This is a genomic window from Runella defluvii (assembly GCF_014195535.1).
Classification (GTDB): Bacteria; Bacteroidota; Bacteroidia; order Cytophagales; family Spirosomataceae; genus Runella; species Runella defluvii.
Map to the genome: position 1 here is coordinate 845,755 of NZ_JACIBY010000001.1, position 26,116 is coordinate 871,870.

A 26,116-nucleotide genomic window follows, 5' to 3' on the forward strand; every position below is an offset into this window, starting at 1 on the left:
AACCATGAAAAAAATCGCAGTCTTTTTAACGCTTCTGCTGTCGGCTTCGCTACCGAGCTTCGCGCAGCAAACGTGGTCGTTGAAAGCTTGCCTCGACTACGGCCTTCAGCATTTTGGTTCGGTGCGAATCGCTCAGTACCAACAGGAGACGGCCAACGAGCAAGCTCGGCAAGCCTTGGGCACTTATATGCCGCAAGTATCGGCGACTGGAAACTTCACCGATAACCTCAAACTCCAAAGCACGCTCCTACCAGCGGGCTTTGCAGGCCCCGAACCTAAGCGGATTTCGTTGGGTTCGAAGTACCAAACCGTGGCTTCGGCGCAATTGACCCAAACCATTTACGACAAAGCCGCTTTGCTTGGTTTGAAAGCCGCTGAGCCCAACCAAAAATTGGCCGACTTGTCGATGCGCCAAACGAAAGAGGAGATTATCTACAACATCGCGAGCAATTACTACCAAGTATTTATTGTAAAACAGCAGATTGCGTTGTTGAAAGATAACCTAGACCGTACCGAAAAAGTGTTGAATGTCTTGCGGTTACAGCGCGATAATGGCGTGATTCAAGCCATTGACGTCACCAATACCGAAGTTACTTATAACAACACGCGCTCACAGTTGGCGTTGAGCGAGAGCAATTTGGCGTTGGCTCTCAACCGCCTCAAATACCAAATGGGGCTCACGCAAGACCAAGACGTGAATGTCTCGGATTCGTTGCTACTTCGTCAAACGCCGCAGGTAGAAACGAGTCAATTTAACGCGCCAGGGTTGGTGTCGTACCAAAAAGCGGCGACCAATTTGGAATTACAAAAACTTCAATTGCAGCGAATTAAGGCAGGATACCAGCCGACGGTGAGCTTTACGGCCAGTTATGGTTCGATGGCGTTGGGTAACCAATTTGCCGATGGCTTTCGCAATTTTACGGGCTTCGGAAGCGTGGGATTGCGCTTGAACGTGCCCATTTTCGATGGATTCCAGCGGGATGCGCAGTACAAACAACAGCGCCTTACGATTTTGACCCAAGAAGAACAATTGCGGATGAACGTGGCGGCGTTTGGATTGCAGTTTAACAACGCCCAAACCCAAATTCAAAAAGCCAGTACAAGCATCCAAAACGATGAACGTACCGTGAAGCAAGCCCAAGAGGTTTATAACGTCGTGACGTTGCAGTACAAACAAGGTACCAAGTCGTTGACCGACCTCATCAACGCCGACAATTCGTACCGTCAGTCTCAATCGAATTACATTAACTCACTCATTAATTTTTACCAAGCGCGCCTCGACCTCGAACAGTCGCAAGGAACGTTGCTAACTTTCTATAATCAACTCTAGAAATGAAAAAGTCCTCATTTATCGTCGCTCTGGTTTTGGTAGTCGCTGCGTCACTGATTGCTTTTCGCTTGACGGCCAATAAAAAGAAAATTGATGCCCAAAAAGCATTGCCAACCACCAATAATAATACCCCTATTCCAGTCACTGTCAGTCAGGTAGCGGAAGGAGAGGTGTCTCAACAATTGATTAAAACAGGAAACTTGGTTCCGTTTAAGGAAGCGGCTATTACGGCCATGACCGCAGGACGCGTTACCAACGTCAACTTTGACCTTGGTTCGCAAGTGAGTCAAGGGGCAGTTTTGGTACAATTGGATAACAAATTGAAAGAATTATCGCTCGAATCGACGCAATTGACCATCAACAAACTCAAAAAAGACGTGGATCGCTACACCACTTTGTTGGCAGGAAACGCAACCACCGAAATACAGGTCAACGAAGTGAAGTTCAACTACGAAAATGCCCTTAATCAGGCCGAACAAATCAAAAAACAAATTGCCGATGCGGCGGTGAAGGCACCAATCAGCGGTCGTATTGTGAAAAAAGACATCGAACCAGGTGAGTTTGTGGGTGCGGGTACGGTGGTCGGGACGATTTTGGACGTGGCGCGTCTGAAAGTGGATGTTCAGGTCAACGAAAGTGACGTGTATCAATTAAAGGTAGGGCAAGTTGTGAAAGTAACGACCGATATTTTTCCTGATAAAGTACTGACAGGAAAGGTGAGCTACATCGCGCCGCAAGGAAGCAATGAGCACAATTATCCCGTTGAAATTACGATTGCTAGCCCTGCGGGATTGAAAGCAGGAACGTTTGTAAACGTCGATTTTTCTCAAAAATCAAACCAGCGGGCGTTGCTTATTCCACGTTTGGCGTTGGTCGAAAGTTTGAAAAACCCGTACGTCTATGTGGTAAACAACAACGTAGCGCACCAGCGTATCATCAAAGTTGGGCGTGAATTGGGCGATAACATTGAGGTGCTCAGTGGCCTTGAAACAGGTGATGTAGTGGTCGTGACGGGTCAATTGAACCTCAGCGAAGGACGTAATGTGCAGATTACCAAGTAAAAAATTACAACCATGTCAATTACCGAAATAGCCGTTAAACGACCCTTGTTGGTCACTACTGTTTTTATCGTCCTGATTTTATTCGGGGTGCTGGGCTATAAACAGTTGTCATATAACTTATTGCCCAAATTTGAAGCCAACGTGATTAGCGTGGCAACTACCTATATTGGCGCTTCGGCCGATGAGGTAGAAACCAACGTGACGAAACGGATTGAAGACGCGCTGTCGTCGTTGGAAGGCTTAGATCGCATGACTTCGACGTCTCAACAAGGCGTGTCGTTGGTGACGATTCAGTTGAAAAATGGTGTAAATACCACCTTAGCTCAGCAAGATGCCCAACGGAAGATTGAACAAATTATCAACATCCTCCCAGACGAGGCCGACCGCCCGATTGTGAATAAGTTTTCGACCGACGAAATTCCCGTGCTACGTATGGGGGTAACCGCCGATTTGTCGCCCACCGAATTGTACGATTTGATTGATGATGAGTTGAAGCCACAGTTGGCCAACGTGCCAGGCGTAGGTCAGGTCAACGTCGTAGGTGGAAACAAGCGTCAGATTCAGGTCAATGTCGATAGCGACAAGCTTCGAGCATACGGAGTGTCGATTGTACAAGTGTCACAAGCCATCAACAACGCCAATACCAGCTACCCAGCGGGGCAGCTTGAAACGCGGAGTGCGCAGTATGCTATTCGTTTTGATGCGACGCTCGAAACAACGTCGCGCTTGCGTGACTTGGTGGTGGCACGTCGTACTAACGGTAGTGAAGTTTTGCTCCGCGACATTGCCGAAGTAGTGGATGCAACAGCCAAACCAACGGCCATCAACCACATCAATGCCAAGCCTTCGATTGGGATTCAGATTAGCAAACAGTCGGATGCCAATGCGGTGTCAGTGAGTGAGTTGGCACGCAAAAAAATGGAGGTTTTGGAAAAACAATACGCCAAATCTCACCTGAAATTCAACATTGCCTCCGACCAGTCGGTTTATACTTTGGCGTCGGCCCACGCGGTGGTGGACGACTTATTTTTGGCGATTCTTATTGTATCAGTCGTGATGTTGTTGTTCTTACACAGCTTCCGCTCGTCGCTGTTCGTATTGGTCGCGCTGCCTTCGTCGATTTTACCCACGTTTTTGCTGATGTATTTGGCTGGTTTTTCGTTGAACCTGATGACCTTGATGGCGCTTTCGTTGGTGGTAGGGATTCTGGTCGATGACTCGATTGTGGTGTTGGAAAACATCAACCGACACCTCGAAATGGGCAAAGACAAACGAACAGCCGCCCTCGATGGACGGAGTGAAATTGGCTTCACGGCTTTGGCCATTACCTTGGTGGACGTGGTGGTATTCGTGCCGTTGGCCTTGACGGGTGGTTTGATTGGGAATATTTTGCGCGAATTTTCGCTCGTGGTGGTGTTCTCAACCCTGATGAGTTTGGTCGTTTCATTTACATTGACACCGCTTTTGGTATCTCGTTTTGGTAAACTTGAAACATTGAATCCTGATAGTTTGTGGGGAAAACTCAATTTGGGTTTTGAACGATTCATCGACCGTCTCACGGCCGTTTATGCTGACTATTTGAAGTGGGTGTTGGGGCACAAGCGTTGGATGTATTTGACCATTTTGGCGATGTTCATTGCTTCGGTGTATTTGGTACCAGCAGGTTTTATTGGAGCGGCGTTTATGCCGCAAAGTGACCAAGGAGAGATGAACATTCAGCTCGAATTAGCACCGACGGCCTCGATTTACCAAACCAATGAACTGTCGCAGAAGGCTGAGCAGATGACTATGAAACACCCCGAAGTGACCAACGTCTTTACCAACGTGGGTTACACAAGTACCAACTTTGGGGCATCGTCCAACAGCAATATTGCGGAATTGAATATTAAATTGGTGGATAAAAAACAGCGGACACTTTCGACCGAGAAGTTTGGCCAAATGCTTAAACATGAACTTCTTGCCCTCCCAGGTATCAAAGTGACAGTAAGCCCAGCCAGTATTGTAGGGGCATCGCAAGCGCCGATTCAGATTGCGATTAAAGGTACTAACCTCGAAACCATCCGCAAAACAGCGGCGCAGTCGTTGGATATTGTAAAATCAGTACCAGGAACGCAAGACGTGAAGTTTTCGGTAAAAGATCCAAAACCTGAAGTAACTGTCAAACTCGACCGCGAAAAAATGGCGCAGTTGGGTATCAGTGCCATGGACGTTGGGATGGCTTTGCAAAACTCATTCCGAGGAAATGACCGTGCGAAATTCAAACAAAACGGCAACGAATACGACATTTTGGTCAGCCTCGACCAGTTTGACCGCTCGCGGTTGAACGATGTAAGTCGCTTGTTGTTTGTCAATAACCAAGGCAAAACGTTTGAGCTATCGCAGTTTGCGCAAGTGCAGGAGCAATCGGGTGAGAGTGTGTTGGAACGTATCAATCGCCTTTCGTCGATTACCATCAACGCCCAAGTAGTAGGTCGTCCTGTGGGTACGGTAGGAGCTGACATTCAGAAAAAAATGAACGAAGTAAAACTGCCAGATGGCGTTTCGGTAGAATATTTGGGGCAAATGCAACAACAATCTGATGCTTTTGGAAGCCTTGGTTTAGCGCTCGGAATCGCGATTTTGCTGGTTTATTTTGTGATGGTGGGTTTGTACGAAAGCGTGGTTTATCCGTTTGTAGTATTATTCTCCATTCCTGTGGCGTTGATCGGTGCCTTGTTGGCCTTGGCCCTTACGATGGAAAGTTTGACGGTATTCTCCATTGTAGGGATGATTATGTTGCTAGGTTTGGTGGCCAAAAACGCGATTTTGATTGTCGATTTCACCAATCACCTCAAAGAACAAGGTTACGACGTAGTACACGCCCTGATTGAAGCAGGAAAAGAGCGGATGCGCCCCATCTTGATGACAACGCTCGCGATGGTGTTCGGGATGTTGCCGATTGCGTTGGCAAGCGGTGCAGGTGCCGAAACCAAGAATGGGATGGCTTGGGTTATTATCGGAGGTTTGACCAGCTCACTTGTTTTGACGCTCTTCATCGTGCCAGGTACGTACTTGGTGGTTGACCGTATCAAAGAACATTTCAGCGGTCGCAAGAAACAGAAAGCCAAAAAGGCCGATTTGGCAGAAGTAGCCTAGCGGTTTCTATAAATAAACTGATAAGCCCTCGTTAGAGAATTCTAGCGAGGGTTTGTTGTGTAGTGGGTTTTTGGTTCTCGGTTGGGTAGGTTAGCGTTTTGATTAGGGCAGGTTTGTGAGTCTCTTTCGGGCGAGTTGGTGTATCTCTTTCGGGCAGGTTTTGAGAAACCTGCGGCACGGTGTGAGCAGGTTTCTCAAAACCTGCGTATTCGGTTTCTCAAAACCGAATGATGGCTTGAAATATATTTAGGGAATGATTATATTTGTTAAAACTTAAGAAAAAGCCATGTCCACTTTAGTAGTAGAAGTAAATCAAGAGCAGGAAAAAGTATTGGAATCGCTTCTCCAATACATGAAAATTTCTTTTCAAAAAGTACCCGATAATCCTGATTTTTGGGATTCTTTGCCTAATTACCTTAAAGAAAGAATAGAAAGAGGAATGTCAGACGCAAAGGAAGGTAACTATATCCCAGCTCAAGATTATCTGAAACAATTACTTGCTAAATGAGAGAGCTTGTTATCACAAACACTGCTAAAGAAGATATTGAATCTATTTCCTTTTTTCTTGAAAGTAACTTCTCAAATCGTGTCAAAACGGAGTTCTTGTTGCGTTTATCTGAACATTTTGCGCTGATTGAATCCATGCCTTTTATGCATCAGGTGTCAGAAACAAATCCGCTGGTTCGCCGCTGTGTAATTCATAAAAATGCAGCTTTCTTCTATCAAGTAACAGAGGAGTTGATTATAATTTTGGCAGTTTTTGATACGCGTGCGAATCCTAATAATTTTCAATTTTAAAAACAAAAATGCGGTCGGGTAAGTACCTGACCGCATTTGGGTAATTGGGCATTGTGTATATATGAAAGGGATTTCTTGTTTCAGGCCACTTACTTGATTGTAAACTGGCTGCTTCCGATTCTAAAACCTTCAGAATAAACTTCTACGTTGTATTTCCCTGGGCGTAGGCGCTGTGGATTATCGTACATCATTTCAACAGTTTGATTGGTGTTTTGATAAGCCACGCGGTCTTTGGTCGTAAACATCATGTCTTGACCTTGCCAGTTAAACTTCCCAGAACCCATCGCTTCGTCTGTGATAACCGCTCCTTCGGGATCAAGAACACGAACATAAATTTCTTTTTCGTTCGTTTCTGTCAATGGGTTAGGCGGAAGCGTAAATTGCAATTTCAATTTGTCAACGCGTTTTGAACGGTAAGTGTCGTCGGTACGAACTTTGCCTTTTGGTGAAACGGCCAACACTTTGATATTTTCGGCTTTAAGTGCCGCCCCAATTGCTACTTTCTGGCTAAGTTCACGGTTTTTGCTAGAATAGGCTGTTACCGAATCCGTTAGCTGCATTTTAGTTTGCGTAAGGGTTTCTTTCTCCGTTTTTAGGTTCGTATTTTCACTGGCTAAAGATTGATTTTCAACCGATAACAAACCATTTTCTTCTTTCAGCTTCGCAATTTCCACGTCTTTGTCGGCCAAAAACTGCTCGTATTCCTTGATTTTAGCGGTGTATTTACCAACTTCAAATTTGGCATTTTTACGCAATGCTACTTTATCAGCCTCCAACTTCGCTTTTACTTTCATTAGTTCCTCGACGTTTCCGCCCAACTGTTGCACTTCGGCAATCTTGATGTCCAAACTACGCGACACCGAGTCTAATTTTGTCTGAGTGAAGGCCAATTCTTTGGCTTTTTGGACGATGCTTACCTCTTTCGACTCCGTTTCTTGTTTTTGATTGTAAAACAAGATGCCAAACGTACCTGTCGCTAAAGTCATGATGATTAGCGCTACCCACGCAAAAGGGCTTTTTCCTTGCTGATTGTTTTCCATGATTGAAATTGATTGTTTGGTGTAACTTAATTAAAGCAAGTACAGCGTTGTTTCATGTTTTGTATAAATGAGGTCTCAATTGTGTTTGTATGCCAAGAATATCAAAAAAGCCATTCCTAGCCCAAAAACGCAGTGTTATGGGTAAAATTGTGGAGGAAGTTCCACACATTGAGTAAACGGTAAGAAGCAAAAGGGGAAGTTTTATTCCTCAAACGACAATTTCCAAGCGCCACGGAGGTCGTTGAGGGCGTAGCCTGTGGCTTTGTCGAAGCGGTATTTTTCCTTGATGGTAAAAAGCGTTGCTGAATTAATGTCTGATTTGGGGTTGCCGTGGCATTGGAGGCAAGTGGGCATCGCTACCCGAATCGGCTTGTAGTAAATAATGCCTTTGGGTGTTTGGAGGAGGGTGTCTTTGGGAGAATTAGCCGAAGCAAACGATTCTAATAATTTGCGCTCAAAGAGGGATGCCGCATTTTTAGGATTGCGATTTTTGACCGAAATCCGCTGAATACGAACTTTGTATCTCTTTGACAATGAATCGGTCAGGGGCATGGCTCGTTCACTACAAAAATCGACGGCATAGTCGGAACCTCCTTTTTGAATCGCGCCTAGTAAGTTACGCACAAGTACTTGTTGGGCTTGAAGGCTGAGGGAGTCGCCCAGTTTTCGGTAATCAATAGGAGCCTGCGAACTAGGCTGAAAAGCCGTGCCGACGATAGCCATAACAAACAACAATCCTGCCGCAAGTACCGATTTCATAGGAGACGATTAGTTTGAGTTTTTTTTCGGGGACGCAATTTTATACAATACCCAGCCGAAGCCCGCTACCAAATGTAGCATAACAACACCAAAGAAAAAAGCAGCCATTTTTGTAGATGTTTTAATGTGCTACAAAAGTGGGCTGCTTTCAAATAAGAAACTGTGACATAGGTCACATAGGTCAGACGATAGTCAGACCTATGAATTGTTTTTGTTACGATGTTCGCTGAGTCGCTGATGAGGAGAAGTCTGACTACCGTCTGACTTGAGCATGAGGATGTCTCGGTCAGACGATAGTCAGACCGATGAATTGTTTTTGTTGCGATGTTCGCTGAGTCGCTGATGAGGAGAAGTCTGACTACCGTCTGACTTGAGCATGAGGATGTCTCGGTCAGACGATAGTCAGACCAATGGGTTTTGTGGGTTACAACGTTAGCTGATGCGGAGGAGCCTGACTGCCGTCTGGCTCAATCATACAAATACTTGATTTTAGCTTCGGAAATTACTTGATAGGATTCTTGGTAAAAGCTATCCTGTTGAATACCAATCAAATCAAACGCGGGTTGTTTGCTAACCAAAGTACCACTCCGTAACCCTAAATAATCCCCGAACGAACTGAATTCCCAATCCTCTATTTTGGGGCAAAGGTTTGCCACAAATGGATTCTGATGTATGTAATGAAAACATACGAAAGGGTAATTGTTGCTTGGCTTCTCACCGTCGCTTTCCAAGTTTTTGAATTTCGTTTTTTGGCGAAATAAAGAGCCTGTTCTATGGTATTTCTTGTTAAACTCGTTGGCATATCCGCTAAGTAATAGCCTGAAACCATTATTTAAAACTGTGCTTGTCAATTGTCCCAACTTAACAGGTTCTATTGATTTTTGAGTCGTATTGATTAAAAAGTGAAAGTGGTTGGGCATCAAACAATAGGCTACTATTTCACAATGAGGGAGTACCTTTTCTCTGACGTGTCTAAGAAATTGGACATAGTCATCTTTGGTGTGAAAAATGATTTCTTGGTTGTTCCCTTGGTTATATACATGATACAGGCGTTCGGCTAAAACTTGCATACAGTGAATAGTTGAAATTTGCTCAAATTCAGACTATTACTTGTTTTATAAGTCACTATGGTGAGAGTCAGACGATAGTCAGACTCGGAGCGTATAGTCTAATTATCGTCGGTCTGACTTTTAGGTTACTGTCGGTCTGACTACCGTCTGACCTGGTCAATAATTCAGATTATTCACTGTATGGTGGGTCATTCTGGTGGGAGTAATGAGAGTCAGACGATAGTCAGACTCGGAGTAGATAGCCTAATTACTGTCGGTCTGACTATCGTCTGACCTGGTCAGACCTTGTCAAATACCCATTTCATCTCAGTCGCTATCTGCCGACAGCGAGCGTCGTAAGTAGTGCTTTCGGCGGGAGTATCGTCCGAAACTTTGGGGTCAACGTACATAATCGGTAAGCGTTTTTCGGCTCCTGAAATAAAGGGGCAGTTGGCCTCGGCGTGGTCGCAGGTCATAATGGCGGCAAACGCACTGCTTGGATTAGGAGCTTGGTCATAGACTTTGGAGAAGGCGATGATGGGTTTGGTCGAATCATCAAAACTAATTTCGTAAACGGGATTGTCAGATTCGGTAGTCTTTGTCACTTTCAATCCAGCTCGTTCAAAAGCCGCAATGGTTCGAGGATTGCAGGCGGTGGTTTCTGTTCCACCAGAAAAACAATATACATCTTTGATCCCAAAATAGGCCGCTGCCACTTGTGCCCACACTTGCCCTAAATGGCTACGACGGGAGTTGTGAGTGCAAATAAAGGTCAGATTAATAGGCTGTTGTGTCGCTAATTTACCTTTTATATATTTTACTAAGGATTGTAAAATAGCTTGGCGTTCGGCGGATACTTCGGTGAGATTGAGGGATTCAAAGTAGGTATTGAGTTGAGGAGTCATGATTAAAATTTATGACCGATTTCAAGTAAACATTTGTTAATCGTAAAAATACGATAAGGGAAATTGTAAAAAAAACACCTACCCCAAATTACTTGAGGCAGGTGTTTGGAAAGGGCAAAGTTGTATTACTTCTTCACAGAACAAGTATTCAGTCCTATGAGTGTATAAAGTGGGCAAAAGCTTACCAGGCTGGTCAAGACAAATACTGCCGCCACTACCAGAGCCACAATGCCTATGGTACCCGTAAGCGTTCCTGTAAAGTACAAAACAGCTACGATGGCTGCTACAACGAGGCGAATAATGCGGTCGGCACCGCCCATGTTTGGTTTCATTGTGATAGGGTTTAGAGGTTTCGACGATGGATAATTACTGTGCGTATGTACGTGGCAGTTGGTTGACCACGTGTTCCAATTGTTTTTTCTGCACTACGCCCGACTGCCGCCACACTACTTCGCCCTTCTGAAACACCACTAGCGTAGGTACACTTTGAATTCGGTAGGCTTGGGCAGCGGCGGGGTTTTTGTCCACATCAATTTTTAGAACCCGCACTCTGTCACCCATTTGGCTGGCAAAATCTTTAAGGATAGGCGCCATCATTTTGCAAGGCCCGCACCACTCCGCAAAAAAATCAACTACGACTGGCGTATCTCCGCTAATGATGTCTTTGAAAGATTGTTGTTTCGAGTCCATGACATGTATGTGTTTTTTTATGTAGCAAAGATAATGCAGAAGGACGTGTTTGTACGTGATGAATATCACACAAGGCCAAAGGAATAAAAATTTTGATAGGCCAACTTAGTTTTTTATGATTTGTGTTTTTGTGTTATAAAGCATGTCTTTGTTAAGGTTAATTTGTTGAAATAGAGTGATGTATGTTTTTATGGTATATACTTGTTTGTGGTGTATGAGGCATTTTTTTCTTGTTTCTGGTAGTTTAAAAAAGAAAAGAAGTGGTATATAGTCTTATTTGGGATATTGAGAATGCTATTTTGGCACAATTGTTGATTTTGGCAACGTGAAAATCTATTCTCAATGTTGTGTTTAGCCGATGATAGTATATACCTCTGTTGATAGTGTCCCTCAACTGCAAAAATGTCGCTTAAAGGCATTTTTGATTAGAACTATCCTATCCTACGTTACCTTGGGAGGGGTTGGGGCTTGCCAACAAAAGAGAGAAACAGCGAAAGGGGATATTCTTAGTGTTAAAAATAGTATTCCGTTGTGTGTTGGAGGTGGGGGTTCAAGAGATATACTGAAAAACATAACAAAACCAGTCTTTAGAACGGGAATAGGAAATAGCCATTTAGTAATTACGACCAAAAGCAAAGAAGCCCAACGATGGTTTGACCAAGGGCTCAATCATCTACACGGTTTTTGGCACCTCGAAGCGTATCGGGCGTTTCAGCAAGTGGTTGAAAATGACCCTGATTGCGCCATGGGATATTGGGGGATTGCCCTTTGTCGGCCAGGTTTTGGGGGAGATGATAAAAGCGTTTGGCAAGAAGCTATCGAGAAAGCAACGACATTGTCGGGGACAGTTTCTTCCGTAGAAAAAGATTTTATCAAGGCAGCAGCAGTACTTGTCAACCAAGGATTGACCGAAACAACACTCCAAGTTTTTAAAAAACTATACCAAACCTACCCCGACGAACCCGAGGCCATTGCGTGGGCGTCGATTATGCTGCGCCAACACGAAAAAGAGGCGAGCCAACAAGAAGCGATTCAATTGCTCGAAAAATCAATGCGTCGGTTTCCCAAAAACGTGGCGTTGATGCACTACTATATTCATGTTATGGAGCTGCGTCAAGAATTTGCGAAAGCCATCCCTGTTGCCGAGCAAATGGTGAAAATAGCCCCCAATGCCCCGCACATTACGCACATGCCAGGGCATTTATACTATTTGAAGGGGAGTTATGAAAAAGCAATAAGCGCTTACGCCAAAGCAAAAAAACAAGAAACCGACTACCATATTTCAGAAAAGATTCCCTTTTCGGCCAATCAAAACTACGTACATAATCTTCATTTTTTAGCGGTAGCCCAAGCCGAAGCAGGAGACGAAAAAGGAGCGCTTGAAACCGCGACTTCACTGGCCAACGTCACTCCCGAAACGCAACCCATCAACGAAGGCGCTGCAATAATGCTGCACTATGAAGGTAAAGTTTTACCCGCGTGGGTTCATATTCGTTTTGGGGAATGGCAAAAAGCAGTGGCGTACCTCGAAACGCTTCTCAACGCTTCGCAGCGTCCGATTCAGCATTCATTGGTGGCAAATTATTACCAAACCCTGCGTTTGTATTGCCTCGGGATGCAGGCTGTGCAGCAGCAGAGACTCCAAGACGCCAACCAATACGGCATGGAATTGAGCCAGTTGATGCACCAATACGAACAACAAGGTGCGACAAGGCAGGCAACGGCTGAGTTTAAGAGCATCAATGAAACCTACGATATTATGAACATGATGCGCTACGAATTGGCGGGCTGGGTGGACAACATGGACAAAACCCAACCTTTCAACGAGGCGGCTTGGAAGGAAGCTTTAAGCCTCCAAAGCGCCATCAAATACGACGAACCGCCGCGCCTGATGGCGCCCGTAGAGGAGCAATTAGCATTGCTTCGAAAATTTCGAGGAGAACAGACAGCGTATCGTCAAGCCAAACAACAAGCATTGCAAAAAAGACCCAATAGCCGATTGATTGATCTTATCTGACACTGTGAAAGAAGCGTATTATAAACCATATTAATTCAAATAAATGTTATGAGAACCCATGTTTTACTCAAAAACAGCTACAAAGGATTCTTATATGTCATACAGGTGATGCTGGTGGCGTGTTTGGGGATGTTGATGGGCTGGCCATTGGTTTCCTATGCCAATTCTTCCCCCAAAAAAGCCGCTCCGATGGTGGCTAATCCTTCCTGTAATGCCAATTGGAACTTAGCTGCCAATAAAACAAGCATTACCATTACCTCCGAATTGACGTTGAGTAGCGGTGCTTTTTCGGGCTTACTCGATGCTAATACCTCAACTGCGGCTGCTACCTTTACGAATAGCCAAGCCATTGCGGGGAAGGTAGTGTATAAGTTTGTATATCCTTCTGGGGCAATCATTAACGGTATCGAAATTATAACGGGTTCTCCGCTTAACAACGGTGCTACCTACCGCGTGGAAGGGAGTAACAACGGCACTGATTGGACAGACTTAACAGGAACGCTTACGTATTCAACGACTACCACCGCAGGCGCGTACGGGTCAGCGGTGGTTTCTCGTAAATTTCCGATTGTTAACAACCTTACGGCCTACGTTCAGTATCGAATCTGGGGGATTTCGGGTACAACCGCGAGTAACGCAACACACGAATTATACTTTGGTAGCCCCGCGTTTACGTCGGGTCTATCGGACATTGATAACAACTATGGGGCAAGTACAGCAACTACCGCCGACGACCAAATTATTTTTAAACTGAATCCGACGGGTGCGGCATCAGGTGCTACTTACAGCGTGTCGGTTTCGAGTGGTTCAGTCACACCTTCAACGGGCACGTTTGGAGCGACTACGTCATTTGCCCTTCAGGCAGGCTCAGCAGGGGCAGGAAATGTGACGTTGACCATCACACCCACTGCAAGTGCATGCGACATTACCGAAACCATCGTTGACCCAGGCGTGACTCCCTACATAGATACTGATGGCGATGGCATTGGAAATAAATACGATTTGGACGATGACAACGACGGAATCTTGGATACCGTCGAAGACGCGTATTGTGGAGCGGTGAATTATAATACGAACCTCACCAATAAAGCCAAGTTACAAGTGTCAACGGATGCCGCAGTTACAGGAAGTATTAGCGTGTTATTGGATGGAAATATCACCAATAATTCATTTTATTATACGGGAACAGCTCAAGCGGTGGCAGGGAAAACCTACGTTCGAGTTGACTTTGTGAAGCCTACCTTATTAAAAGGAATGGAGCTGGCGGTGGGAGCGTATCTTTTTTCCAATGGAGCCGTGATAAAAGTGCAAGGAAGTAATGATGGTACCAATTGGACGGACATTATTTCTTCGACGCGTACAGCGACTACTGCGGCTTGTGCTTACGGCACATGTACCGATGCCGAAACTTTTCCCTTTGCCGCCAATACAACGGCTTACAAGTCATATCGTTTGTTAGGGGTGTCAGGGACGTCTCGATCTACGCCTTGGATCAATGAATTGTTTGTCAACACCGCCGTTCAAAGTGTGTGTGATTTTGACGGTGATGGCATTGCCAATAGCCTAGATCTAGATTCAGACAACGACGGGATTCCCGACAACGTTGAAGCCCAACCTACCCTTACTTACGTTGCCTCAAATGCGGATAACGCTGCTACTTATACAACCAATAATGGTGTAAACTCCGCGTATTTAGGTGGATTGACACCGCTAGATACTGACGCCGATGGTTGCGAAGATTTTTTGGATACCGACTCAGACGGAGATTTAGAGTTAGATAAAGTAGAGTCGGGTTTGACTTTCAATGGAGTGCCTGGTTTGAATGGTTTGGACAGTGGCTCAGAAACCGCCGATACCTATGCCGATGTCAACGGGATTGTCGATGTACCTAAAAATGTACTGGCAAGTTCAAATCCTGGCGTAAGTGAAGTCAAATACCGCGAAATTCCACCATTGAAGCGAACGATTACAGTATGCTATAGAACAGGAAAAGACTATGGTATTGGAGGGGCGCAACGCACAGACGCTGCTACTAAACTGCTCAGTGCTGCCAACTTTAGCCTAACAGGTACTTCTACTTTTACCTTTAAATTAGTCCCCTTTACGGTGGCCTTTACCAAAACAGGGCTCGAAGCAGCGGGTTGCCAAATTGTGGATTTGGGGATTGACAATACCGACGCAGGTGGAGCAACAGGTGCTTACACTGCGGCCGAAAAAACAGAACTTAATAACTGGAATGCCGCTTCTAAAAGCAACGTGATTTTAGCCTTCCAGAACTATGCAGGCGTGTTTGTGTCGGGATATACAGGGGTATCAGGTAATACTAACCCCAACGCCCTAACTACATTGGGAGAATCTGTTATCAGTGGTCCGTTTGGTAGTGTGGCAGGGTTCAACCAAGGAGGTGGATATACTGGCTCGTACTCAGCCATTCCAGCTTCTGCTTGCGTGATTGTACAAGATAATGCCAGTCCCACCAAAAGAACGACGGGGGTTATTGACAAAACTACCAATGATATTTATTTGGCGGATGTTGACTTGATTACCGAATTAGGTGGGCTAACGACTGGAAGTACAATAACAAGTAATACCGATAAGTTTTTTGCCAACCTATATCATTCGTTGGCCAAGCTAGTCGTGTTTGCTCCAACCGATCCTTGTACTTATTTTAGTTGTGTGGCGGGTGAAAATTCTCCTACCCTAAGCAGCACCTCAATTTCTGGCTCGGGCTCGGTAAATCTTTCAACGATTACTGCTTCTAATTTACCTGCAAGTACGACGCTGACATGGCATACTGGTACGCCCGCAACCACGGCCAACAAGATTGCGAATCCAACGACTTACGCTACCTCAGGAACGGTATATGCGGCCTTTTTTGATGGAACTTCAAACTGTTATTCGGGGGCTGGAGTTGCTACTACGGCGGTTAATGTAACCATTACGGCGGCGGCACCTCAAGCTAATTTGAGCGTAACTATTGCTCCTCCAACCTCTAAGACAGGTGCGCAAGGCGAGCAGCTTACTTACACTGTTACGCTTACCAATGCAGGCCCAGCCACCGCCACCAACGTGATTGTATCTGTGCCCATTCCAGAGCCTGCGGCCTCGTTGCTAACGGTGTCACCCGCTTCGGGGACGTATAATAGCACAACAAAACAATGGACGGTGCCAAGCCTAGCAGTGGGAAATACAACACTGACTTTCACCTTAAAAGTAAACTAATCGCTCACAACATATTTCTGAAACTCAACCATCGGATGAAACAGTTTTTTACGCTCATCGTAGTCCTAGGAATCATGTGTGGGATGATTTCCACGCAGCTTCAGGCACAATGCAATAGTTCTGCTCCTTCGGTACTCGCCAAATGGGATTTTAACTCTGGTACAGCCCAATGTAACGGCGCTGTGCCTTCTACCAAAGGCTGGTTGTACAAGCAAACTGTACCTATTCTTGCCCAAAATAAAAATACCTTTTGCCCCAACTCAAACAGCGGGTGTGGACAGGCGCTACTTGGCTCGAAAGGATTTAGTAACACCAACGACTTCGCCAATGCACTTTGTTTGTCGGGATATTGGCGCCCTGGTACCAATATCTATGCAGTTTCGGAAGGGTGGCAGCCCAAAGAAACCGTTTTTAAACCTGAAATTGGCGGTAATATCTATGTGGAATACAAATTGCCCGCAGGAAAGTCAGGTACGCTAACCAGTTTTTCGGTTAAATTGATTCAAAAACAGTATAATGGTACGTCCATTCCTTACGAAAAGCAAGGGGTGGGTGTATATCGAAATGGAGTATTGGTTTATAACCAAACCCAAAATGTAGCGGCATCCAACGTTAACGGAACACCTTTTACGTTTTCATTCCCCAACACCGCTGATTTTAACTCAGATGGTTCGGCCGAGGTAACTTGGACGGTTGTGTTTGGTTTGGTTAATCGACTAATTGAAAATGGAAGTTGGGGGTCAGTCAAAGTTGGCCCTGTCATTGGTTATGATGATATATGTTTGAATGGAACATGCGGTGGCGGTGGCCCTGTGCCCGTAGCTGCTATTACGCCAGCAACTTGTGGCGCTACCAGTCCCAACAACGATGGCAAAATAACATTGTCGAATTTTGGCGCAACGGATAAGTACGATTACGTCATCGGTACTACTTACACGGGTTCTCAGACGTACGCTACTGCCACGGCGATTCCAGCGGGTGGTGTCATTGCCAGTGCCTTGCCTAACCCCGCTTCGGCAACCACCTATACGGTTCGGGTGTTTAACTCAGGAGGATGTACCACTGATTTACAGGTAGTGCTTAATCCAACAAGCTGCCCATCGGGCGCGTGTACAAAACCCACTGCTACCTTGACGCCAACGCCAGCAACTTGTACGGGAACAAGCTCAAACAGCAATGCAAGTATTGCTATTTCGGGAGTTACCAATGGCAATAAAGTGGGGGTTTCTTTGGGGGGAACGTATTCGGGAACAACATATGCTGCGGCACAAACCTTGACGGGTGGAGCTTACACATTCAGTAGTTTGCCCAATCCGAATGGTAACCAACTTTATACGGTACGTGTTTTTAACGCTTCTAATGATTGTTACCAAGATTTTCCTGTAACTCTTGCCGAAACCGATTGTGGATGCAAGAAAATGGTGGTACAGGTAGTATCGGCCGATCAAGCTGATCCCAATTCTACCCCTAATAATAATAACACAAGTGAAGATGACTTAGCTACCTACGAGGTTTGTAAAAGCCCAACATTCATTGACTTGAAGTTGACCAAAACGGTGAACCCGACCAACGGGGTGACGTGTCCCGTAAGCTCAGACTTTGTTTGGACTTTGACCCTGACCAATGAGGGAACAATGACCGCTACTAACATTCAGGTAGTGGATAATATGCCACTCGAATTGTTGGTGTTGGGCAGTAACCCAGCTTCTGGAACGACCTATAACCCTATTGGTGGGTGGATTGTACCAAGCTTGGCGGCCAATGCGTCGGTGACGCTGACCATTACAACCAAGGCGACAAAAGCAGGGTCGTTTACCAACTGTGCGTGGGTAAATACAGCTTTCCCGCTGAACGACCCCGATTCAACGCCAGGTAATGCTCCAGCCTTGAACGAAGATGACGACGATTGTGCTACCATCACTGTCACAGGGCCAAACGTGCCAACTATTACCAAGGAGTTTAGCCCGTCGTCGGCCAAGCCAGGAACACCTGTTCGTTTGACACTCAAGATTAACAACAACGAAACAACGCCAATTACGTTGACTTCGACGTTTGTGGATAATCTTCCAAGTAGCCCAGCGCAAATGACCGTTGCTGCCAACCCCAACGTAAGTGTCAACAACGCAACGCCTGTCATTGCGGCTGCGGGAAGTAACGTGATTTTTATTCCAAACGGTACTTCGCTTCCGCCAGGTCTTACTCAGATTCAGGTAGATGTGATTGTGCCAGCGGAGGGGATTTATTGTAACAAATTAGTGCCAGGGGCACTTCAAACTAGCTCTTGTAGCACGATAGATACCACCGAAGCATGTATTGAATTTAAAAATTCATACATCGCGGCTCCATTATTGAAAAAAGCGTTTGCTCCTGCAATGGTACAAACCAACCAAAATAGTACCCTGACCATCACCATCGAGAACCGAAACAGTACGCCTATTACGCTCGGACAAGATTTCAAGGACGAATTGCCAGCGGGGGTAGTATTGGCAGGGGTGGCTACAGGAACGTGTGCGACTATCAGTACTTTTAGCAGTACTAACGAAGTAGGGTTGACCTCGGGCTCAACGATTGCCCCAGGTACCTGCACCATTATCGTTCCTGTGACCAGCGCAACGGCGGGCGATTACTGCAATACGATTCCGATGAATGCCATGATTGGTACTGTAAGCAATGGTAGCATTCCTGTAATGACAGGCAACGAAGACATTGCGGAAGCGTGTTTGAAAGTAGTACCTAATCCTATCTTTGACTTGGCATTACGTAAAACGTTGGCCCCAGGACAGGATTCGATAGTGACCCTAGGAGCAACGGTTAACTACAGGATTCGCCTCTTTAACCAAGGAACGGTAGATGCGACCAATATCCAAGTCACCGATTATATTCCAACGGGAATGAGCCTTCCGACAAGCACTCAATGGGCGGCAACGGCAGGGAAAGCAACGCTGATTACGCCATTACCATTGCTAAAAGCAGGTCGTGATACTACTTTGTCAATTAGCTTAACGGTAGAAAATACGGCAACGGGCGATTTGGTCAACCGTTCGGAAATCAGTGCCGCTACGGGCGGAACAGACATTGATAGTACACCAGACGATAATCCAGCCAACGACGCGGGAGGGAAAGAACGGAGCCCAAGCGACGATAGCATTTACGGAAACGGCACAGGAAATCCTAGCGAAGTCAGTGCCTTGAGCGACGAAGACGATGCTGACCCCGCAGTAGTAAAAGTGGGTGAAGTCTGCTCAACGGCCAAAATGGCAGTGGGGATTATTCTTGCTCCTCAAAGCATTCGTACCCAAAACGATATTGTTTCGGTTACGTTTGGTGTGGTTAACAACGGTTCTACAGTTTTATCAAACGTAACTTTTGAAGGAACGTATAAACTTTTCAAAGGAAGTGTTGGCGCACCAACGGTATTGACCGTTACGAAAAGCGGCGATGTCAACAACGATGGCATCATGCAGCCGCTTGAGTCGTGGTTATTTACGGCGACCATGACCAACACTCCTTACAATCCTGGGGATGTATTTTTGATTTGTGGTTTTGCCAAAGGATTGTGCGGTACGGATACCATCAAGGCAGGAAATGCCGACCTATTATTTACCGCAGGCGTGAACATGGACGTAGAAATTACCAACGACTGCGTGAAACCTGGCGAGTTTGTAGAGGCTGATTTGATTGCCCGCTTGCTCATCGACGAAGATGCGGCCCAAAACCCAGGTACAGCCAACGTCGGAGGTATTACGATTACGTTGCCCAAACGCCGTTTTGAAGCGCGTAACATGCGTATCACGTCGCCGTTGTTGAACGGAGGAGCTGCATTTGATCCATTTAATCCACCCGTAGGTCTGACCATCCAAACTGTTACCGACCAAGGTGGGGCTGATGGAGGCCGCAATACGTCAAATATTTTGGACGAAGGCGATGCTGTTAATACAGCGCGCAAGCCTTGTTCGGCTTTGGGACAAAACGATGTCAACTGTGATTTCCCTGATTGGGTATTTAAGGTAAAAATTCAAGTGCCTGCCAATTATACAGGCGATAAGTTTATCGTAGAAGCAAAAGATGATTTTGACTTGTACGAAGCCAAAGAAGACCCCGCAGGAAGTGGAACATTCACGGCGTTTAGTAGCATTGGTGCTGCTACGGAGTCAGATAAAGATACCATCAATATCAAACCAAACGCAGGCCCTGACCAAACCTTGGCCTGTAGCAACGGCAGCTTACCAGCGACTGTGCAACTGACAGGAGCACCTGCCAATGGTACGTGGACGGCCTTGGCCGCCAACCCAGCAGGAATGACCGTGAGCAGCGCAGGCTTAGTGACCATCACCAATGCCAATGCCCAAGGAAAAAGCTATGGCTTTGTTTATACGTTGAATAGCTGCAAAGATACTTTGCAAATAACGGCACCTGTTTGTTGCGTCAAGCCAGTCGCAGCGGTGAGTCCTAAAACCCAAACCATTTGCTCGGGAGCAACGGCCTCGGCTTACGCTGCAACGCCAAGTACGGGCGTAGAGTACAAGTGGTTCGGGCCATTGACCGATACAACGGGGGCATTTGGAACGGCTATTTCGGGTCAAACCAACGCCAGCTTTACCCCAACAGGTACGGCGCTGACCATCGCAGGTACGAAGTATTTTGCGGTGATTGTCAATACAACAGGAAACACAACTTGTTCGGATACCGCTTTTGTACAATTAATAGTTAATCCCAAACCTACACCTGTCAACTTTGCGGCAGCAAGTGTTTGTGTGGGAGCAGAAGTTACCTATCCCGACCCATCGGGTACGAATGGTACTTGGACGGGGCCTGGCGTGACGGATACAGGAACGGGTGCAACGGTGAATACTACGACGGCACTGACCCAGTTGGCAGCTACAGCGCCCAAAACGTTCTACATTTATTATACCCAAATCACAGCAGGTTGTACGCAAAAAGACAGTGCAGAAATTAACGTAAAAGCGCGTCCAGTCGTAACAATTTCGGGTCCAACGACGGTTTGCGAAACGGGTCTGCCAGTGAACTTTACGGGCTCGCCTGCGGGTGGAACGTTTACGCTTCCCCAAGGTTTCCCTGCGGGAGCAGCAACCCAAAATGGAAGTACGCTAACCTTGAACCCAGGGTTTAATATCGCAAGCCTTACCTTTAGTTACAGCTATACGGATGCAACGACAAACTGTTCAGCAAGTGCTAGTCATTCAATTACGGTGAGTCCAAAACCAAACGCAGGTCAAGACCAGACGTTGGCTTGTGCGAACCCATCGACGAACACGTTGACAACGAGCACGACCTTGTCGCCAAGTCCAGCGGGAGGAACGTGGGCACAATTGGGCACAACGCCTGTGGCAGCGACGATTTCGGGTAACAGTGTTTCAGGCATGACAATCGCAGGGACGTATCAGTTTATTTATACAACCACGGCAGGTTGCAAAGATACGGTAGCGGTCATTGTCCAGCCATGTGCAGGTTGTGTGAAACCAAATGCTGGCCCTGACGCGGTAGCGGTATGTCAGCCAACGAGCACGTCGAAATTGACAGCAGTGACATCAGGTGGTACGTGGGCACCGATTGGTAGTCCAGCCAACCCATCGTCTGCGAGTATCGACGCGAGTGGCAACATCACAGGCTTGTCAGCGGCGGGTATTTACAAGTTTGTGTATTCGGTAACATCGGGAGGACAAACGTGTACAGACACGGCGCAGGTGGAAGTGAAAGCCAAGCCAGTAATTGCCGACGGCAGCGCGACAATATGCGCGGGTGAGTCGGTGGACTTGATTTCTAAAATTGTGAATTATAACACGTACCAAGGTCAAGTGTGGACAGTAGGAACGGCTAATGGGACGGTAGTAACCACGCCATCGTCGGTGAAACCAACGGGAACAACGACCTATATCTTGGTAGCGCAAAATGCGGCAGGTTGCAAAGACACGGCCCAAGTGGTGGTGACAGTCAATCCAAAACCAAACGCAGGTCAAGACCAGACGTTGGCTTGTGCGAACCCATCGACAAACACGTTGACAATGAGTACGACCTTGTCGCCAAGTCCAGCGGGAGGAACGTGGGCACAGTTGGGAACCACGCCAGTAGCAGCGACGATTTCGGGTAACAATGTTTCAGGCATGACAGTCGCAGGTACGTATCAGTTTATTTACACGACCACGGCAGGTTGCAAAGACACGGTAGCAGTGATCGTTCAGCCATGTGCAGGTTGTGTGAAACCAAATGCAGGTCCTGACGCGGCAGCGGTATGTCAGCCAACGAGTACGTCGAAATTGACAGCAGTGACATCGGGTGGCACGTGGGCACCAATTGGTAGTCCAGCCAACCCATCAGCTGCGAGCATCGACGCAAGTGGCAACATCACAGGCTTGTCAGCGGCGGGTATTTACAAGTTTGTTTATTCGGTCACATCGGGTGGGCAAACGTGTACAGACACGGCGCAGGTGGAAGTAAAAGCCAAACCAGTAATTGCCGACGGCAGCGCGACGATATGCGCAGGTGAGTCGGTGGACTTGATTTCTAAAATTGTGAATTATAACACGTACCAAGGTCAAGTGTGGACAATCGGGACGGCCAATGGCACGGTAGTGACCACGCCATCGTCGGTGAAACCAACGGGAACAACGACGTATATCTTGGTAGCGCAAAACGCGGCAGGTTGCAAAGACACGGCGCAAGTAGTAGTGACAGTTAATCCAAAACCAAACGCAGGTCAAGACCAGACGTTGGCTTGTGCGAACCCAACGACAAACACGTTGACGACGAGCACGACCTTGTCGCCAAGTCCAGCGGGTGGAACGTGGGCACAATTGGGCACAACGCCAGTGGCAGCGACGATTTCGGGTAACAGCGTTTCAGGAATGACGGTTGCAGGGACGTACCAGTTTATTTATACGACCACGGCAGGTTGCAAAGACACCGTAGCGGTGATTGTCCAGCCTTGTGCAGGTTGTGTGAAACCAAATGCAGGTCCAGACGCGGCAGCGGTATGTCAGCCAACGAGCACGTCGAAATTGACAGCAGTGACATCGGGTGGCACGTGGGCACCAATTGGTAGTCCAGCCAACCCATCAGCTGCGAGCATCGACGCAAGTGGCAACATCACAGGCTTGTCAGCGGCGGGTATTTACAAGTTTGTGTATTCAGTAACATCAGGAGGACAAACGTGTACGGACACGGCGCAGGTGGAAGTAAAAGCCAAACCAGTAATTGCCGACGGCAGCGCGACAATATGCGCGGGTGAGTCGGTGGACTTGATTTCTAAAATTGTGAATTATAACACGTACCAAGGTCAAGTGTGGACAATCGGGACGGCGAACGGGACGGTAGTAATCACGCCATCGTCGGTAAAACCAACGGGAACAACGACGTACATCTTGGTAGCGCAAAACGCGGCAGGTTGCAAAGACACGGCGCAAGTGGTGGTGACAGTGAATCCAAAACCAAACGCAGGTCAAGACCAGACGTTGGCTTGTGCGAACCCATCGACAAACACGTTGACAACGAGCACGACCTTGTCGCCAAGTCCAGCGGGAGGAACGTGGGCACAATTGGGCACAACGCCAGTGGCAGCGACGATTTCGGGTAACAGCGTTTCAGGCATGACAGTCGCAGGGACGTATCAGTTTATTTACACGACCACGGCAGGTTGCAAAGACACCGTAGCGGTGATTGTTCAGCCTTGTGCGGTTTGTACTAAACCGAATGCAGGAAATGACCAAACATTGGTATGCGGTAGCGGTGGAGTTTCTCCAACGACTGCGACCTTAGCTCCAGTTACGACGGGTGGCGTTTGGAGTGTAATGGCCACCAACCCTGCGGTTGCAACTATTTCAGGCAATGCAGTATCGGGAATGACAACAGCAGGTACGTATAAGTTTGTTTATTCAATCACAGGAGGAGGACAAACGTGTAGAGATACTGTGCAAATCATTGTGCCAACTTGCGTGCAAGAGCCAGTAGCTTGTACGATGAGTATGACAGCGACACCTGGAAGCTGTACCCCAGCAACAGGTACTTACACACTGACAGGAAAACTTACCTTGAGTAATCCTCCAACGTCGGGAACATTGACTGTAAGCGTAGGAGGTGTTGAGCAGGTGTTTAGCGCACCGTTTACGAGCCCTATTAATTATACATTGTCAGGATTGCCAGCCGACGGTCAGGCACAGGTTGTTACCGCCGCATTCTCGGCAGATGGAGCTTGCAAGTCGTCGTTGACGTATTCGGCGCCAGCAAATTGCAAAACCAACCCATGTACAACTACCCTCACAGCAGTGCCAACGGCTTGTAATTCAACCACAGGTCTGTATGAGTTGAACGGTAGCGTAAGCTTTACAAATGCCCCAACGACAGGTACGATGACGGTGACGGTAGATGGCCAAAGCCAAGTGTTTAACGCACCATTTACCAGTCCTCAGGCATACAACATCAAAAACTTGATGAGCGATGGGTCAGGTCACTTGGTAACGGTGAAATTTAGTGCGGATGCAAGTTGTGTGGGTACAGCTACCTATACGGCGCCTGCGAACTGCCGTACCAATGAATGTGGGGTATCAATAACAGCTACTCCAGGTAACTGTGTGACAGCAACTAACACCTATACTGTAAGCGGAACTGTGACGGTAAGCAATGCGCCAACCACGGGTACAATGACGGTAACGGTAGGCGGAAAGAGCCAAGTGTTTACGGCACCATTTAGCGCGACGCAGGTGTACTCAATCGCTGGTTTAGTAAGCGACGGAGCGCAGCATCAAGTGAAAGTAAGCTTCTCGGCAACGTCGATTTGTAGCGCTACCGCCACGTACAAAGCACCGCAGAATTGTTCAACAACCCAACAATGTGCCATTAACGTATCCGTAGAAGGGACGTTGTGTAATACAACCACGGGTAGTTATACATTGAATGGAGTAGTGAATTTTGTGAGTGCCCCCACCACAGGTACGTTGACCATCGTAGCAGCAGGTAAAACGTTGACTTTCAACGCACCGTTTTCAAGTCCAATGTCATTCTCTTTGACAGGTTTAACGGGAGCAGGCAACCAGACAGTAACCGCCTCGTTTAGTGCCTCTAGCTGTTCGGCTACCACTACTTATGCACAACCTAATTGTGGTTGTGTGCCGTCGAATCCAGCCGTATTGGCGTCAAGTGTAACGGCTTGTTTGAACGATACTTTCCCAACGCTTCGTGCCACGGTGATTGGTCAAGCTACGATTGATTGGTTTACATTGCCTTCAGGAGGTGCGCCAGTAGCGGTCGGTACGACGAGCTTCAAACCCGCAGGAAATGTCACAGGAACGGTTACGTTTTATGTACAAGCCCGTAGTATCAACGGAACGTGTGCAGGAGAAGTAAGTGAACGAATTCCTGTAACGGTGACGGCTCAAAACTGCTTGGTAGAAATTGACTTGGCATTGAAAAAGTTGATTAGTAAGAAAATCGCTCAAGTGGGCGAGGAACTGACTTATACCATCAAAGTTTATAACCAGTCGGCCAACGGAGCTACCAACGTCGCGGTAACAGACACATTGCCAACGGCGGTGCAAGTTGTGGCGAATAGTTTTGCCACAAGCCGAGGGGCAGCTACCCTGACGGGCAACATCATCAACTGGTCAATTGGAAATATTGCGGCCAACGGGGATACTGTAACGCTCACTTACCGCGTGAAAGTCTTGCAACCTGGCTTGTACTTCAATAAGGCCGAGATTACGTCGGCAGGGGAGAAAGACGTGGATTCAACCCCAGGCAATAACCAAGATTCGGAGGACGATTTAGACCGTCAGTGTTTTACAGTACCAATTCCGTTGTGTAGCGGAAGCAAAGTAGAAGTAAGCATTGGAACCAACTACACGGGGGTGAAATGGTTCAAAGATGGTCAAGAATTGACGGCTTTGGCGGGTCAGCACGTGGTATTGTTGGATGCCGTAGGAAATTACACCTACACTGCCACCAACGGCGGATGCCCAACGGGAGGATGTTGCCCAATCATTATCCAAGCGGGTACCAACTGCTGCTCAGACCAACTTTGCGTACCATTTACGACGCGTAAAATTAAGAAGTAATTGTGCATCGGAGTTTGCTCAATTATGTGTTGGGGTTGCTCACAAC

At 46.9% G+C, this 26,116-nt stretch carries 14 protein-coding genes; 8 read left to right on the plus strand and 6 right to left on the minus strand.

Annotated elements, in window-relative coordinates; genetic code table 11:
• Window positions 1-4 precede the first annotated feature (4 nt).
• The 5 genes from FHS57_RS03485 (at window position 5) to FHS57_RS03505 (ending at window position 6,324) form a co-directional block, all read left to right on the plus strand.
• The gene (locus tag FHS57_RS03485; protein WP_183971496.1) at window positions 5-1,330 is read left to right on the plus strand and encodes a TolC family protein; all 1,326 of its coding nucleotides are present in this window, start codon (window positions 5-7) and stop codon (window positions 1,328-1,330) included.
• A 2-nt stretch (window positions 1,331-1,332) separates the two neighbouring features.
• Window positions 1,333-2,391: an efflux RND transporter periplasmic adaptor subunit gene (locus tag FHS57_RS03490; protein WP_183971497.1), complete on the plus strand. Its 1,059-nt coding sequence runs from the start codon at window positions 1,333-1,335 to the stop codon at window positions 2,389-2,391.
• Between the two features lie 12 nt (window positions 2,392-2,403).
• Window positions 2,404-5,526 (plus strand): efflux RND transporter permease subunit, encoded by a 3,123-nt coding sequence (locus tag FHS57_RS03495; RefSeq protein ID WP_183971498.1) that lies wholly within the window; start codon window positions 2,404-2,406, stop codon window positions 5,524-5,526.
• 286 nt (window positions 5,527-5,812) lie between these two features.
• Window positions 5,813-6,034: a hypothetical protein gene (locus tag FHS57_RS03500; RefSeq protein WP_183971499.1), complete on the plus strand. Its 222-nt coding sequence runs from the start codon at window positions 5,813-5,815 to the stop codon at window positions 6,032-6,034.
• Complete coding sequence (locus FHS57_RS03505) at window positions 6,031-6,324, plus strand: type II toxin-antitoxin system RelE/ParE family toxin (RefSeq protein WP_183971500.1); 294 nt, start codon at window positions 6,031-6,033, stop codon at window positions 6,322-6,324. Before FHS57_RS03500 ends, FHS57_RS03505 begins: the two co-directional genes overlap by 4 nt.
• 89 nt (window positions 6,325-6,413) lie before the next feature.
• Here the strand turns inward: FHS57_RS03505 and FHS57_RS03510 are convergent, their stop codons facing one another.
• The 6 genes from FHS57_RS03510 to trxA form a co-directional block, all read right to left on the minus strand.
• On the minus strand, window positions 6,414-7,364 hold the full coding sequence (locus FHS57_RS03510) for a DUF8428 domain-containing protein (RefSeq protein WP_183971501.1): 951 nt from the start codon (window positions 7,362-7,364) through the stop codon (window positions 6,414-6,416).
• A 201-nt stretch (window positions 7,365-7,565) separates the two neighbouring features.
• Window positions 7,566-8,123 carry a Tll0287-like domain-containing protein gene (locus FHS57_RS03515; protein WP_183971502.1) on the minus strand — a complete coding sequence of 186 codons (558 nt, stop codon included), beginning with the start codon at window positions 8,121-8,123 and terminating at the stop codon, window positions 7,566-7,568.
• Window positions 8,124-8,590: 467 nt separating this feature from the next.
• Entirely contained in the window at window positions 8,591-9,193 is a 603-nt protein-coding gene (locus FHS57_RS03520) for a transposase (protein WP_183971503.1), read from the minus strand.
• A gap of 278 nt (window positions 9,194-9,471) precedes the next feature.
• Window positions 9,472-10,077, minus strand: coding sequence for an arsenate-mycothiol transferase ArsC (locus tag FHS57_RS03525; protein ID WP_183971504.1), 606 nt, complete (start codon window positions 10,075-10,077; stop codon window positions 9,472-9,474).
• A gap of 125 nt (window positions 10,078-10,202) precedes the next feature.
• Window positions 10,203-10,409: a YgaP family membrane protein gene (locus tag FHS57_RS03530; RefSeq protein ID WP_183971505.1), complete on the minus strand. Its 207-nt coding sequence runs from the start codon at window positions 10,407-10,409 to the stop codon at window positions 10,203-10,205.
• A 34-nt stretch (window positions 10,410-10,443) separates the two neighbouring features.
• A complete protein-coding gene (gene trxA, locus FHS57_RS03535; RefSeq protein WP_183971506.1) occupies window positions 10,444-10,767 on the minus strand; it encodes a thioredoxin in 324 nt (107 codons plus the stop codon).
• A gap of 358 nt (window positions 10,768-11,125) precedes the next feature.
• Here trxA and FHS57_RS03540 point away from each other — a divergent pair, with 358 nt between their 5' ends.
• The 3 genes from FHS57_RS03540 to FHS57_RS03550 are packed head-to-tail and all read left to right on the plus strand — an operon-like array spanning window position 11,126 to window position 26,070.
• Entirely contained in the window at window positions 11,126-12,784 is a 1,659-nt protein-coding gene (locus FHS57_RS03540; protein WP_183971507.1) for a tetratricopeptide repeat protein, read from the plus strand.
• A gap of 48 nt (window positions 12,785-12,832) precedes the next feature.
• Entirely contained in the window at window positions 12,833-16,006 is a 3,174-nt protein-coding gene (locus FHS57_RS03545) for a DUF11 domain-containing protein (protein ID WP_183971508.1), read from the plus strand.
• 35 nt (window positions 16,007-16,041) lie between these two features.
• Window positions 16,042-26,070, plus strand: coding sequence for a DUF7933 domain-containing protein (locus FHS57_RS03550; protein ID WP_183971509.1), 10,029 nt, complete (start codon window positions 16,042-16,044; stop codon window positions 26,068-26,070).
• Window positions 26,071-26,116: the final 46 nt, after the last annotated feature.

What these genes read in the sequence shown, in the direction of transcription:
- FHS57_RS03485 (WP_183971496.1), top strand. Translation starts at nt 5, where the DNA reads ATGAAAAAAATCGCAGTCTTTTTAACGCTTCTGCTGTCGGCTTCGCTA.
- FHS57_RS03490 (WP_183971497.1), top strand. Translation starts at nt 1,333, where the DNA reads ATGAAAAAGTCCTCATTTATCGTCGCTCTGGTTTTGGTAGTCGCTGCG.
- FHS57_RS03495 (WP_183971498.1), top strand. Translation starts at nt 2,404, where the DNA reads ATGTCAATTACCGAAATAGCCGTTAAACGACCCTTGTTGGTCACTACT.
- FHS57_RS03500 (WP_183971499.1), top strand. Translation starts at nt 5,813, where the DNA reads ATGTCCACTTTAGTAGTAGAAGTAAATCAAGAGCAGGAAAAAGTATTG.
- FHS57_RS03505 (WP_183971500.1), top strand. Translation starts at nt 6,031, where the DNA reads ATGAGAGAGCTTGTTATCACAAACACTGCTAAAGAAGATATTGAATCT.
- FHS57_RS03510 (WP_183971501.1), bottom strand. Translation starts at nt 7,364, where the DNA reads ATGGAAAACAATCAGCAAGGAAAAAGCCCTTTTGCGTGGGTAGCGCTA.
- FHS57_RS03515 (WP_183971502.1), bottom strand. Translation starts at nt 8,123, where the DNA reads ATGAAATCGGTACTTGCGGCAGGATTGTTGTTTGTTATGGCTATCGTC.
- FHS57_RS03520 (WP_183971503.1), bottom strand. Translation starts at nt 9,193, where the DNA reads ATGCAAGTTTTAGCCGAACGCCTGTATCATGTATATAACCAAGGGAAC.
- FHS57_RS03525 (WP_183971504.1), bottom strand. Translation starts at nt 10,077, where the DNA reads ATGACTCCTCAACTCAATACCTACTTTGAATCCCTCAATCTCACCGAA.
- FHS57_RS03530 (WP_183971505.1), bottom strand. Translation starts at nt 10,409, where the DNA reads ATGAAACCAAACATGGGCGGTGCCGACCGCATTATTCGCCTCGTTGTA.
- trxA (WP_183971506.1), bottom strand. Translation starts at nt 10,767, where the DNA reads ATGGACTCGAAACAACAATCTTTCAAAGACATCATTAGCGGAGATACG.
- FHS57_RS03540 (WP_183971507.1), top strand. Translation starts at nt 11,126, where the DNA reads ATGATAGTATATACCTCTGTTGATAGTGTCCCTCAACTGCAAAAATGT.
- FHS57_RS03545 (WP_183971508.1), top strand. Translation starts at nt 12,833, where the DNA reads ATGAGAACCCATGTTTTACTCAAAAACAGCTACAAAGGATTCTTATAT.
- FHS57_RS03550 (WP_183971509.1), top strand. Translation starts at nt 16,042, where the DNA reads ATGAAACAGTTTTTTACGCTCATCGTAGTCCTAGGAATCATGTGTGGG.